General features: G+C 67.1%; 9 protein-coding genes. 6 read left to right on the forward strand and 3 right to left on the reverse strand.

The window, feature by feature from the left end:
* Nucleotides 1–26: 26 nt before the first annotated feature.
* Together B8V81_RS18370 and B8V81_RS18375 are read right to left on the reverse strand one after the other, a co-directional pair.
* Nucleotides 27–362, reverse strand: coding sequence for a helix-turn-helix domain-containing protein (locus tag B8V81_RS18370; RefSeq protein WP_028599489.1), 336 nt, complete (start codon nucleotides 360–362; stop codon nucleotides 27–29).
* A gap of 100 nt (nucleotides 363–462) precedes the next feature.
* Nucleotides 463–3,921, reverse strand: coding sequence for a PAS domain S-box protein (locus B8V81_RS18375; protein WP_101808933.1), 3,459 nt, complete (start codon nucleotides 3,919–3,921; stop codon nucleotides 463–465).
* A gap of 245 nt (nucleotides 3,922–4,166) precedes the next feature.
* On the opposite strand from B8V81_RS18375, the gene hemE reads away from it, so the two are divergent.
* The 6 genes from hemE to B8V81_RS18405 all read left to right on the forward strand — a co-directional run bounded on the left by hemE (nucleotide 4,167) and on the right by B8V81_RS18405 (nucleotide 10,844).
* On the forward strand, nucleotides 4,167–5,255 hold the full coding sequence (hemE, locus tag B8V81_RS18380; protein ID WP_028599490.1) for a uroporphyrinogen decarboxylase: 1,089 nt from the start codon (nucleotides 4,167–4,169) through the stop codon (nucleotides 5,253–5,255).
* Nucleotides 5,248–6,186, forward strand: a complete 939-nt coding sequence (gene hemH, locus B8V81_RS18385; protein ID WP_028599491.1) for a ferrochelatase — start codon at nucleotides 5,248–5,250, stop codon at nucleotides 6,184–6,186. The genes hemE and hemH overlap by 8 nt, the downstream gene beginning before the upstream one ends.
* Nucleotides 6,183–7,631 (forward strand): protoporphyrinogen oxidase, encoded by a 1,449-nt coding sequence (gene hemG, locus B8V81_RS18390; RefSeq protein ID WP_028599492.1) that lies wholly within the window; start codon nucleotides 6,183–6,185, stop codon nucleotides 7,629–7,631. Before hemH ends, hemG begins: the two co-directional genes overlap by 4 nt.
* A gap of 120 nt (nucleotides 7,632–7,751) precedes the next feature.
* Nucleotides 7,752–9,125, forward strand: a complete 1,374-nt coding sequence (locus tag B8V81_RS18395) for a CapA family protein (RefSeq protein WP_028599493.1) — start codon at nucleotides 7,752–7,754, stop codon at nucleotides 9,123–9,125.
* A gap of 55 nt (nucleotides 9,126–9,180) precedes the next feature.
* Nucleotides 9,181–9,936, forward strand: coding sequence for a glycerophosphodiester phosphodiesterase (locus B8V81_RS18400; protein WP_028599494.1), 756 nt, complete (start codon nucleotides 9,181–9,183; stop codon nucleotides 9,934–9,936).
* A 38-nt stretch (nucleotides 9,937–9,974) separates the two neighbouring features.
* Nucleotides 9,975–10,844 carry a DUF92 domain-containing protein gene (locus tag B8V81_RS18405; RefSeq protein ID WP_052333381.1) on the forward strand — a complete coding sequence of 290 codons (870 nt, stop codon included), beginning with the start codon at nucleotides 9,975–9,977 and terminating at the stop codon, nucleotides 10,842–10,844.
* Nucleotides 10,845–11,006: 162 nt separating this feature from the next.
* On the opposite strand, the gene pepF is transcribed toward B8V81_RS18405, so the two are convergent.
* Nucleotides 11,007–12,809 carry an oligoendopeptidase F gene (pepF, locus tag B8V81_RS18410; RefSeq protein ID WP_028599496.1) on the reverse strand — a complete coding sequence of 601 codons (1,803 nt, stop codon included), beginning with the start codon at nucleotides 12,807–12,809 and terminating at the stop codon, nucleotides 11,007–11,009.
* Between the last annotated feature and the right edge of the window lie 54 nt (nucleotides 12,810–12,863).

Genomic DNA, 12,863 nt, shown 5'->3' on the forward strand with positions numbered 1-12,863 from the left:
CGGATCGCGGGGCTGCCCCCTTTTGATTATTCCTTTTCCTTGAAATCCACGATCGGGCGGATCACCTGGGAGATGAGCCGGATCTTCTCGGGCGAGCAGCCCTCCAGCATCTCCATGATCTCGCCGCGCAAGAAGTCCTGGGAGGAGCGGTTCGCGCCGCTCAGCAAGTATTCCGGCGTCTCCTCGAGGACGACGCACAGCTCGGACAGCCGGTCGAGATTGATCGGCGTCCGGCCTCGCTCGATCTTGCTGATGTAGGCGTTGGACACGTCGAGCTGCTCGGCCAGCGCTTCCTGGGTCAAGCCCTTTTCCTCGCGAGCCCTGCGGATCCGCTTGCCGATTACGGAGTAGTCATAAGCCATGTCTTCGATCACCCTAATCCAAACTATAGCAACGTTGAACGCCGCCTTACATGGATCGGGATTCCAATTGAACCTATCGTTCCATTCTTGCGAGCCGAGCTCAGCTCCGCGCGCGCTCCGCGCCGTAGCCGCCGGAGACGAGCGTGCCGAGCACGCGGGCGACCTCCGAAGCGAACACCGGCTTGCCGATGAAGTCCTTCATGCCGGACTCAAGGCATTTGTCGCGGTCGGCCTGGCGGACGAACGCCGTCACCGCCACGATCGCCGGCTGAAGCTCCGCCGGGATGCGGGCATGGATCGCCCGGGTCGCCTCCAGTCCGTCCATGACCGGCATCTGCAGGTCCATGAAGACGATGTCGTAGCGCCCCCGCTCCAGCGCGTGGACGGCTTCCTGGCCGCTCTCGGCGCTGTCGGTCGAGCAGCCCATCTTGCCGAGCAGGGCGTTCAGCAGCATGCGGTTGACCTGATTGTCGTCGACGACGAGCGCCCGGACGCCGCTGAAGCGGGCGGAGGCCGCCGGCTCGACCGCATCGAGCCGGCCCTCGTGGGAAGGCCGGGACTGCCGGAGCCCCTCGTCCTCCTCGACCTCCAGGCGGATCAGCACGCGGAAGGTCGAGCCTTCGCCCGGCATGCTCTCCACGGCGATCGAGCCGTCCATCAGCTCGACGAGGCGACGGCTGATGGCGAGGCCGAGCCCGGTGCCTCCATACTTGCGGTTGAGGCCGGGATGCAGCTGCGAGAACGATTGGAACAGCAGGTTCTGCTTGTCCAGCGGGATGCCGATGCCGGTATCCTGCACCGCCAGCTCCAGCAGGGCGGCGCTGCGGTCGCGGCCGAGCAGCCGCGCGGACAGGCACACCCGCCCCTCTTCGGTGAACTTGACGGCATTGCCGACAAGGTTGACCAGCACCTGACGGATGCGCCCCGCATCGCCAAGCAGCGCGGCCGGGATCGAATCGTCCAGCCGCAGCTCCAGCCGGAGCTGCTTTTCCGAGGCGACGGCGCGGAACAGATTCGCCACCTCGGCGGCCAGCTTCGGCATGGAGAAGCGCTCCTTTTCGAGCACCATCTTGCCGGCCTCGATCTTGCTGAAGTCGAGAATCTCGTTGAGCAGGCGCAGCAGCGACTCGCCGCTCTGGATGATCATGTCGGCGTAGCTCTGCTGCTCCTCGTCGAGCTTCGTCCCCGCGAGCAGGTCGGCCATGCCGAGGATGCCGTTCATCGGCGTGCGCAGCTCATGGCTCATGATGGCGAGGAACTCCGACTTGGCGCGGTCCGCCTCTTCGGCGGATTCCTTGGCGCGGATGATCTCCTTCTCGTTGGTCATGTCCTGGAAGACGAGCACGGCGCCGCGATGCTCGCCCCGGTCGAAGATCGGCGTGACGCGGAACTCCGCGAGGAAGCTGGAGCCGTCCTTGCGCCAGAGCACCGCCTCCGGGCTATGGTAGGAGCGGCCCTCGCGCAGCGCCTGATGGATCGGCGACTCGTGGCGCTTGTAGGGCGTTCCGTCGGCCCGCGTCTGCTCGATCATGTCCAGATAGGAGCCGCCGCTCGACTCGGCTGCCGTCAGGCCGAGCATCGCCATCGCCGCCGGGTTGACGAACATCGCCCGCCCTTCGTTGTCCAGCCCGAGGATGCCCTCGGACACGGCGTTGAGGATGAGCGTGTACTGATAGCCGAGCTTTTCGATCTGCTCGACGTAGCGCGCCCGCTCCGAGATGTCGCTGGAGATGCCGTATACGCCGACGACCTCGTCGTCCACGATGATCGGGATGTTGATCGTATTGATCAGCAGCTCGTGACCTTGTTTGTGGCGGATCTTGAGATCGTACGACTGCGGATGGCCCTGGCAGGCGAGCTGGAAATGATGAAGCGTCTTCTCGGTATATTCCTCGGTCACGATCGGTCCCCAGTACATGCCGATCAGCTCGTCGAGCTTGTATCCCGTCAGCCGCTCGAGATGCTCGTTGGCCGTCAAATAGTCGCCCTGCAGGTTCATCGAGTAGACCGCCTGCGGGCTATGCTCGAACAGCGACTTGTAGCGCTGCTCGCTCTCCTGCAGCTTGTGGCTGGAGAGGATGCGCTCGGAGATGTCCCGCGAGACGGCGACGATCTCGAGCGGCCGGCCTTTGCCGTCGCGGATGCAGCTGCAGGTGACCTCGAGCCAGACGTAGGAGCCGTCCTTGCGGAGAAAGCGGTATTCGACCGTCTGCGAGCTGTCGGCCTGCAGCTGCTGCTCGATATAGCCCTGCACCCGCTGCAGGTCGTCCGGATGCACGTACGGAAGGACGGTCCGCCCGAGCAGCTCCTCGGCCTTGTAGCCGAGCAGCTTCTCGACCGAAGGGGAGAGAAAGGTGAACTCGACCTGCCGATCGCCTTTGTGGCGCGTGATCAGATCGGGCGAGGTTTCCGTAATCAGGCGGTAGTTGCGCTCGCTCTCGAGCAGCTGGCGCTGCAGCTGGCGCTGCTCGGTGACGTCGCGCACGATGCCGGTGAACCGGTAGGGCTTGCCCTGCTCGTTCAGCCGCGGCTCGCAGCGGACCTGGATCGTCTTGGACGAGCCGTCGGGAAGGTCGAGCGCGTACTCCCACACCTTTTCGCCGGGAGAGTTGTCCTTGCCGAGGCGGAGGAACTCCTTCATGCTGCGGTCGACCGGCCCGTCGTCGAGGTTCAGCGAGTCGACGAGGGCGTCCACGGGCGCGGCTTCCGCAGGCAGCAGATAGGCGAACATGCGCCGGGCATCCTCGGAGAAGGTGATGAGGCCGCGCTCAATGTCCCACTCCCAGGCGCCGATCTTGGCGATGCGATGGACGGCGGCGAGCATGTCCTCGTATTTTTTCATGCCGGTGACGTCGCGTCCGAACGTAAGCACCCGCTTGCGGCCGTTCTGGAGCCGGATTTCTCGGGAATAGGTCTCCATCCAGATGAAGCGTCCGTCCTTGTGGCGGACGCGGCGCACGAAGTTCCGGCCGGTGTCGTACATCCGCTCCGGCGTCATCTCGCGCGCCTCCTGCTCATGGTAGAACTCTCGCCGGTTGCGCCCGATCATCTCGCTCACGTCGTAGCCGAGAATCTCCTTGATGGAGGGCGCGCAATAAAGGATCGTCCCCTCGGGCGTGCTGCAGGTGATGAGATCGAGCGTATGGTCGGCGATCAGCTCGGCGATGTTGTCCTCGACGAGCGGCTCTTCCGCGGCCGGGCTTGATTCCAGGATATAGACGCCGATGCAGGGACTTCCCCCTGCGGAAGCGTCCGCGAAAGCGGCCCGGACCGGAAGGGAGCCGGAGCGCGCCGTCAGCAGCATCGCGCGGCGCTCGCCGGCCGCTCCTCCAAGGACGCCCTCGGCGGCGTCTCGGAGCGTGCCGGACTCCAGCTTCAGCAGCTGCTCGGGGCCGGGGGGAGCCGGGCGGTTCGGCTCTTGTCCGTATCCGGCCAGCCGAAGGAATGCGGCATTCATGCCGGCCCATTCCATCGCATGCGGATCGAGCAGAGCGACGGCAAACGGCGACTGCTCCAGCGCCGAGGCGGCCAGATCGTGGCGAACGGGATATAGAGTCATAGATCAGCGGTCTCCTTCGCGTTTTGACGGCCTAGGGCGCAGTTGCAAACCCGCCCTGACGGAGCATTTGCCCAGGCCGTAAGGCGCCTTTTGCTCATTACCTTAGTATAATCTTTTTGATCGGGGGTTGAAACTCGTTTGTCATAGGATTGTCATAGCCTCCGCGGGGCGAAGGTTGTTAGCGATTTTGAAAACGGGCATAATGGAAACGATGGGAAATTCATAGAGAGCGAAGGGGCGCGCACATGATCAACAACGACTCCTTCCTCCGGGCTCTCCGGAGGGAAACGACCGGCCATGTTCCGGTCTGGTACATGAGGCAGGCGGGGCGCTACGATCCGGATTACCGCAAGATCAAGGAATCGTACAGCCTGCTCGAGATCTGCCGCCGGCCCGAGCTGGCCGCGGAAGTGACGCTCATGCCGGTGCGCAAGCTCGGCGTGGACGCAGCCATCCTTTATTCCGACATCATGAACCCGGTCGCCTCGATCGGGATCGATTTCGATATCGTGGCCGGCACGGGACCGGTCATCCACAATCCGATCCGCAGCGCGGAGGACGTCCGGCGGCTGAAGCCGATCGACGTCGAGGGCGACCTCGGCCATGTGCTGGAGACGATCCGCATTCTCGACCGCGAGCTGACGGTGCCGCTGATCACGTTCGCCGGCGCGCCGTTCACGATCGCCAGCTATCTGATCGAGGGCAAGCCGTCGCGCAGCTACCTCAAGACCAAGGCGATGATGTACGGCGATCCCGACACCTGGTTCCTGCTCATGGACAAGCTGGGCGATATGGTCATCGCCTACCTGCGGGCCCACGCGGCCAGCGGAGGCAAGGCGTACCAGCTGTTCGACAGCTGGGTCGGCTCGCTGGCTCCGGCCGATTTCCGCCGGTACGTGCTGCCGACGATCCGCCGCATCTTCGCGGAGCTGTCCGATCTGGAGCAGCCGGGCATCTACTTCCCGGGCGTCAGCTCGGGCGAGCTGCTGCCGGAGCTGCGGGACCTGCAGGCGAGCGGCATCGGCATCGACTGGCGCGTCAGCATTCCCGAGGCGCGCCGGCGCCTCGGCGGCGGCTATGCGATCCAGGGCAACCTCGATCCGGTCGTGCTCACCGCGCCGATGGACGTCATCGAGCGCCACGCCGCCGCGATCATCGACCAGGGCATCCAGGAGCCGGGCTATGTGTTCAACCTCGGCCACGGCCTGTTCCCCGAAGCCTCGCTCGACAAGCTGCGCGAGCTGACGGCCTTCGTGCATGACTATTCGTCCAAGGCGCTGTCCGGCGCGCAGCCGGCAGCCGTCCATACGGGAGAGGAGCTGCCTCATGTCTAACGCTGCGATCGGCGTGCTCGTGATGTCGTACGGGACGCCGGAAAGCCTCGACTCCGTCGAGGAGTACTACACCCACATCCGCCGCGGCCATGCGCCGTCGGCCGAGCAGCTCAAGGAGCTGACCGACCGCTACGAGGCGATCGCGGGCGGCGTCTTTCCGCTGCGCGAGAACACGGACCGCCAAGTATCCAGCCTGCAGGACAAGCTGGATACGGCCGAGCCGGGCCGCTTCCGCTGCTACCAGGGCCTCAAGCATGCCCGTCCCTACATCGAGGACGGCGTCGCGGCGATGGCCGCGGACGGCGTGAAGCGCGCGGTCGGCATCGTGCTGGCGCCGCATTACTCGACGATGAGCATCGCCAGCTACAACAAGCGGGCGCTCGCCGAGGCGCAGAAGCACGGCATCGAGCTGGCCTGCGTGGAATCCTACCATCTGCATCCGAGCCTGATCGAGGCGCTCGCGGAGCGCGTGCGCGAAGGCGTCGAGGCCGTGTCGGCCAAAGCCGGCGGAGCGGACGTCAAGGTGCTGTTCAGCGCGCACAGCCTGCCGGAGCGCATCCGCGAGGCGGGCGATCCGTACGAGGAGCAGCTGCTGGAGACGTCGCGCGCGGTCGCCGAGGCGGCCGGAGCGCCGCGCTGGCAGTTCACCTGGCAGAGCGCGGGACGCACGGCGGAGCCTTGGCTCGGTCCGGACATCCTCGAGACGATGGACAAGCTGGCGGGAGAAGGGGAGCGGGCGCTGCTCGCCGCGCCGGTCGGCTTCGTCTCCGACCATCTGGAGGTGCTCTACGACCTCGACATCGAGGCGATGGCCCATGCGGACAAGCTCGGCGTGGCGTTCGGCCGCATCCGCATGCTGAATTCCGATCCGCTGTACATGGAGACGCTCGCCGACAGCATCCGCGAAGCGGCGGCGAAGCTGCCGTCATGACGTCCGGACGGACGCCGGTCATCGTCGTCGCCGGAGCCGGACTGACCGGCCTCAGCGCGGCGTTCTACCTGCAGCTGCAGGCGCGGCAGGAGGGGCGGGAGGCGCGGATCGTGCTGGCGGAGGCGAGCGGCCGCCTCGGCGGCCGCATCGAGACGCTGCGCAAGGACGGCTTCACGATCGAAAAAGGCCCGGATTCGTTCCTCGGCCGCAAGACGGCGATCCTGGAGCTGACGCAGGAGCTCGGCCTGCTGGACGAGCTCGTCACGACCAATCCGAAGGCGGCCAAGACGTACATCTACCAAGGAGGCCGCCTGCATCCGATGCCGGCGCGGCTCGCGCTCGGCGTGCCGGCGGACATGGCCAGCTTCCTCAAGACGGAGCTGATGGACCCGCAGGAGAAGTTCCGCGCCTCGCAGGACTTCCTGACGGCTCCGCGCCCGGACGACGGACGCGACGAGTCGGTCGGCAGCCTGCTGGAGCGGCGCTTCGGGCGGGCGATGGTGGAGCGCATCAGCGAGCCGCTGCTCGCGGGCATCTACGCCGGCGATCTGTACAAGCTCAGCCTCGCGGCGACGTTTCCGCAGTTCCGCCAGGCCGAGCTTGAGCATGGCAGCCTCATCCGCGGCATGCGAGCGCCCAAGGCCGGCGGCGCTCCGGCCGCGCCCGACTATGTGCCGGCGGCGGCTCGCGGCGGCGTGTTCATGACGTACCGGCGCGGGCTGCGCACGCTCGTCGACGGGCTGGACGAGGCGCTGGGCGGCATCGAGCGGCGGATGGAGACGCGCATCGAGGCGATCCGCCGCTCCTCCGGCGAGGCGGCTCCGGCGTATGAGCTGGAGCTGGCGGGCGGGGAGACGCTGGCCGCGGACGCGGTCGTCGTGACCGTGCCGAGCCAGGCGGCCGCCGCGCTGCTGGAGCCGCTGACGGACACGGCCGCGCTGCGCGCCGTCGAGTATGTCTCCGTCGCCAACGTCGTCATGGCGTTCCGCGAGGAGGATATCGCCGACATGGCGTTCGACGGCTCCGGCTTCCTCGTGCCGCGCTCCGAAGGGCGTACGATCACCGCCTGCACATGGACGTCGTCCAAATGGCTGCACAGCAGCCCGGACGGCCGCGTGCTGCTGCGCTGCTACGTCGGCCGCGCGGGAGCGGAGGAGGGCGCGCTGCTGCCGGACGGCGAGCTGATCGCCGCCGTGCGCCGCGACGTGCGCGACACGATGGGCATCGAGGCGGAGCCGCTGTTCACGGAGATCACGCGCCTGCACCGCTCGATGCCGCAGTATCCGGTCGGCCACGTCGAGGCGATCGCGGGGCTGCGCGCCGCGATGCGCCGCGACTGCCCGGGCGTCTATGCGACCGGCGCCGCGTTCGACGGCGTCGGGCTGCCGGACTGCATCCGCCAAGGCCGCGAGGCGGCGCGGCAAATCTGGGCGTCTTTAAGCTAAGAAGAACCGGCTCCTTTCCGAGCGGGGATAGAATGGTATAATGGCGTAAGGTCCGTCCATCTGGCGGAATCCGGTTCGCCTCATCCATTCATTCCTGCCTTCGCGAGAGGAGCTGTCTTTTTGTACCGCAACCGCAGCCAAGCCAGACAGCAGCAGCGCCAGCGCCGCAAGCGCGCGGTCCGCCGCCTGCTCGTCTTGAATGTCATTCTGCTCGCCCTGCTGCTCGGAGCCGGCGCCGTGCTGGTCTTCGGCCTGAGCCGCGACAATCGGCCGGATTCCGGCGGAGCTCCGCTGGCCGAGGCGACGGCCGCGCCGTCCGAGCCTGCCCCGGCGACGGCGCCGCCTTCCGCATCGCCGACGGCGTCGCCGTCCGCATCGCCGACGCCCTCCGCGACTCCGTCGCCCGAGCCGTCGGCTTCTCCGTCGGCAGCTCCATCGGCTGCGCCGAGCGCTTCGCCGTCCGAGCCTTCCACGCCGCCGAGCGGCTCGGGAGCAGGGGCGCGGCCGACGGCTTCGCCGTCCGGCTGGTCGGGCCTCGTGCCCAAGGACGCGCCGACGATCCGCCTCGCCTTTACCGGCGACATCCTGCTGGCCGCCAAGGTAGCCGGCCTGATGGAGAGCGAGGGGCTGGACTACCCGTTCACCGGCGCGGCCGAGCGGCTGTCCAAGCCCGATCTGACCGCCGGCAATCTGGAGACGCCGATCACGTCACGCGGCAATCCTGCCACGGGCAAGCAGTTCGTCTTCAAGGGCAAGCCGGCATACGTGAAGCCGCTCAAGGACGCCGGCTTCGACGTCGTCACGCTCGCCAACAACCATACGCTCGACCAGGGCGTCGAGGGGCTGCTCGATACGATCGGCCATCTGGACGACGCCGGACTGCCGCATGTCGGCGGCGGCCGCACCGACAAGGAAGCGTACGCGCCGGTCGTGCTGGAGAGCGGCGGCGTCAAGGTCGCCTATCTCGGCGTCAGCCGCGTGCTGCCGGTTGTCGAGTGGAAAGCCGGCCCGACCCGTGCCGGCGTCGCCGAAGCCTATGATCCGGCGCGCGCGGAGGAGGCGATCCGCGCCGCTCGCAAGCAGGCGGATCTCGTCGTCGTCATGGTCCATTGGGGCCGCGAGCGCGCCGATCAGCCGGTCGACCACCAGCGCTCGCTCGCGCGGGCGTTCATCGACGCCGGAGCCGATCTCATCATCGGCGCGCATCCGCATGTGCTGCAGGGCTTCGAGCTGTACAAGGGCAAATGGATCGCGTACAGCCTCGGCAACTTCATTTTCACCTCCAATGCGAACTCGAACACGAGCGAGACCGGCGTGCTCGACGCCGTCTGCGCCAAGGACGGCCGCTGCGGCCTCCAGTTCCACCCGATGAAGATCGCTCAGTCGCGCCCTGCGCCCGTCTCGGGCGAGCAGCTTGCGGCTCAGCTGAAGCGGCTGAACGGCATCAGCAAGGCCGCCACCATCGGAGCGGACGGGACGGTGAAGCCGCGTTGAGAAGTCCGCGAGACGGCGAGGCCGCGTTGAGAAGTCCGCGGGGAGGTGAGCCGCGTTGAGGAATCCGTGCGTCGCGCATCGCGGCTGGTCGAGCCTCGCTCCGGAGAACACGCTCTCGGCGCTCCGGCTGGCCGCGGAGGCGCCCGACATCGGCTGGGCGGAGATCGACGTGCAGCTGGCGGGCGACGGGACGCCTGTGCTGCTCCATGACCGCACGCTCAGGCGGACGACGACCGGAGGGCGCCGCGAAGCGGCCGATCTGACGGCCGAGCAGCTGGGCCGGCTCGACGCGGGCAGCTGGTTCTCGGCCGCCTATCGGGGCGAGCCGGTGCCGACGCTGGCCGAGGCGCTGCGCGAATTCGGCGGGCGGCTGCGCTTCAACATCGAGCTCAAGCGCCACGGCGGGGCGGACGGCCTGGAGGAGCGGGTGCTCGCAGCGGTGCGCGACGCCGGCATGGAGCAGCGCTGCGTGCTGACCTCGTTCAGCCGCGGTTCGCTGCTTCGGCTGCGCGAGCTCGGAGGCGCCGTGCCGACCGGCCTGATCGCCGACAGCTGGAACGGCCGCCTGCCGGAGGAGCTGCGGGAGCTGGGCTGCGGCCTGCTGTCGATCGACTACCGCGCTTTGAACCGGGAGCGGCTGCGGCGGCTTCGCGAGGCGGGCCTGCGCGTCATGGCGTGGACGATCGACGATTACCGGCTCATCCGTCAGCATGCTCTGATGGATGACCGGCTGATGATTTGCACGAACGATCCGGCGTGCTGGCGCGAGGCGATGCGCAGCCTGCCGCAGCCGCACCGGACCTGGGACTGACAACAGCGAGGCGCGTTGGCGTCGAAAGGGGGAAGACGATGGACGCGTGGGGCTTGCTCGACGGCCAGCCGCTGCTGAGGCTGGCCGCCGCGGCCGCCGGAGCGGCCGCGATCGCGGGCGCGGCTTGGCGCTTGCGCGCGCTGTCCGGCTCGGGAGCGCTTGCGGCCGCAATGGTCGGCACCGGTTATGTCGCGCTGGGCGGACCGTTCTGGTTCGGCCTGCTGCTGGCGTTTTTCGTCAGCTCGACGCTCTGGTCGAAGTGGAAAAAGCATCACCGCGCCAAGGCCGGCGCGGAGCGCGGCTATGCCAAGGGCAGCCGCCGCGACGCCGGACAGGTGCTGGCCAACGGCGGGGCGGGGCTGCTCCTTTGCGCCGCCTACGCCATCTGGCCGCAGCCTTGGCTGGCGCTCGCTTTTGTCGGCGTCATGGCGAGCGTCAACGCCGACACCTGGGCGACGGAGATCGGCGCCCTGAGCCGCCGCCTGCCGCGGTCGGTGCGCACGCTCCGCCGCGTGCCGGCCGGCACGAGCGGCGGCGTCACGCCGCTCGGCACCGGTGCGGCGCTGCTCGGCGGCGCCTTCATCGGGGCCGCCGCCGCGCTGCTGGCTGCGGCCGCGCCGCTCGCCTGGGGCGCCGCCGCGGCCGTCCCCGCGCCGCCGCTTGGCGCGCTGCTGGCTGCCGGCGCGCTCGCCGGACTGGCCGGCGCGCTCGCCGACTCGTGGCTCGGCGCGACGTTCCAGGTCATGTACCGCTGCTCCGCCTGCGGCAGCGAGACGGAGCGCGCCGAGCATTGCGGGCGTCCCGCCGAGCGAGTGCGCGGCTTCGCCTGGATGACCAACGACGCGGTCAACCTCGTCTCGTCGCTGCTCGCCGGCGCGCTCGCCGCGGCGATGGCGCTGCTGGGATAACCGCCGGAGAGGGCGGGGATCGACGCTCCCGCGCTTTCCGGCGGAGCGTTCCGGACGCTCGCGCCCGCCGCCTCACGCACCGCCTCCATGCCATGCCAAAAAGCCTTTCCCGGCAGCAGCTGCCCGGGAAAGGCTTTTTCTGGCTTTGGCGATGCGATGCGGCTATTCGGACGGAGAATCGACCAGCTCCTCGAGCTGGCGGATGACGTCCTCGAACACGCTCATCGCCTGCTCGATCGGCTCCGGCGAGCTCATGTCGACGCCGGCCTTGCGCAGGATGTTGATCGAGAAGTCGCTGCCGCCGCTCTTCAGGAAGCCGAGGTAGCGGTCGACCGCAGGCTGGCCCTCGTCGAGGATCTGCTTGGCGAAGCTCGTCGCCGCCGAGAAGCCGGTCGCGTATTTGTACACATAGAAGCTGTTGTAGAAATGCGGAATGCGCGCCCATTCCATCTCGATGTCCTTGTCGACCGTCATGCCCTTGCCGTAGTACAGCTCGTTGAGGCCGTAGTAGATCTTGGACAGCTCCTGCGGCGTCAGCGACTCGCCCGCCTCCGCCTTCTCGTGGATGATCTTCTCGAACTCCGCGAACATCGTCTGGCGGAACACGGTCGTGCGGAACTGATCGGCATAGTAGGTGAGCAGGTACATCTTTTCCTTGCGGTCGGTCGATTTCTTGAGCAGATGGTCCATGAGCAGCGCCTCGTTGAGCGTGCTGGCCACCTCCGCGAGGAAGATCGTGTACTGCGCGTCGCGGTACTTCTGGTTGCCGTCGGAATAGAACGAGTGCAGCGCGTGCCCCATCTCATGCGTCAGCGTGAACATGCTGTTGAGGTTGTCCTTATGGTTGAGCAGCACGTACGGATGCGTGCCGTAGGCTCCCCAGCTATAGGCGCCGCTGCGCTTGCCTTCGTTCTCGTAGACGTCGATCCAGCTGTCCGAGTAGCCTTGCTGCAGCGCCTTGCCGTAGTCCTCGCCGAGCGGCTTCAAGCTTTCGGCCGTAATTTTCTTCGCTTCGTCGAACGTGATCTTCATGTCGAATTCGTCCACGAGCGGCGCGAACAGGTCGTACATATGCAGCTCGTCGACGCCGAGCAGCTTTTTGCGCAGCTCCATGTAGCGGTACATGAGCGGCAGCGAGCCGTGCACCGTGTCGATCAGATTCGTGTACACGGTCTTCGGAATGTTGTCGCCGTAGAGCGACATCTCCAGCACGGACGGATATTTGCGGGCTTTGGCGTAAAAGACGTTTTTGGTGACGTTCGCGCTCAGCGTCGAGGCGAGCGTATTTTTGAGCTTGCCGTATGTATCGTACATCGCCTTGAACGCCTCGCGGCGAACGTTCTGGTCCCGGCTCTCCAGGAACTCGATATAGCGGCCGTGCGACAGCTCGACCTCCTCGCCTTGCTCGTTGCGGACCTTCGGGAACTTGAGGTCGGCGTTGTTGAGCATGCTGAAGATCGTGTTCGGCGCGCTGCTGATGTTGCCGACCTGGGCGAGCAGCGACTCCTCGTTTTTGGAGAGCACATGGGCTTTCTGCCGCTTCATCTCCTCGAGCGTATGCTTGTACGGAGCGAGCTGCGGGTCGGCGATGAACGCCTCGAGCTTTTCTTCCGGCAGCGCGAGCACCTCGGGCGTCAGGAAGCTGAGCGCCTCGCCGGCCTCGACGCTGAGCTTTTGGGACTTCTCGGACAGCGCCTGGTATTGCGGCTCCGCCGTATCCTCGTGATGCTTCATGTTGGCGAATACGTACAGGCGCTCCACATGGTAGCCGATGTCGTCCTCGAGCTCGAAGCAAGCCTTGAGGCGGGACGCTTCGGAGAGCGTGCCCTGGAACGCGGCGGCGGAGCGGATGAGCTCCTTCGCCTTGCCGTATTCCTTGTCCCAGGCGGCCTGGTCGGCAAAGATGTCTTCCAGCTTCCAACGGTACTCCGGTGCGGTTTCGGAACGTTTCGGTACTTGGCTCATGATAGCCCTCCTTGGAAGGTTCGGTAGTGGAGCCGCGTCCGCGCTCCCGGAAGC

Origin of the sequence: Paenibacillus pasadenensis (assembly GCF_002864175.1) — a bacterium.
GTDB classification, from domain to species: domain Bacteria; phylum Bacillota; class Bacilli; order Paenibacillales; family Paenibacillaceae; genus Paenibacillus_O; species Paenibacillus_O pasadenensis.

What these genes read in the sequence shown, in the direction of transcription:
- B8V81_RS18370 (WP_028599489.1), bottom strand. Translation starts at nt 362, where the DNA reads ATGGCTTATGACTACTCCGTAATCGGCAAGCGGATCCGCAGGGCTCGC.
- B8V81_RS18375 (WP_101808933.1), bottom strand. Translation starts at nt 3,921, where the DNA reads ATGACTCTATATCCCGTTCGCCACGATCTGGCCGCCTCGGCGCTGGAG.
- hemE (WP_028599490.1), top strand. Translation starts at nt 4,167, where the DNA reads ATGATCAACAACGACTCCTTCCTCCGGGCTCTCCGGAGGGAAACGACC.
- hemH (WP_028599491.1), top strand. Translation starts at nt 5,248, where the DNA reads ATGTCTAACGCTGCGATCGGCGTGCTCGTGATGTCGTACGGGACGCCG.
- hemG (WP_028599492.1), top strand. Translation starts at nt 6,183, where the DNA reads ATGACGTCCGGACGGACGCCGGTCATCGTCGTCGCCGGAGCCGGACTG.
- B8V81_RS18405 (WP_052333381.1), top strand. Translation starts at nt 9,975, where the DNA reads ATGGACGCGTGGGGCTTGCTCGACGGCCAGCCGCTGCTGAGGCTGGCC.
- pepF (WP_028599496.1), bottom strand. Translation starts at nt 12,809, where the DNA reads ATGAGCCAAGTACCGAAACGTTCCGAAACCGCACCGGAGTACCGTTGG.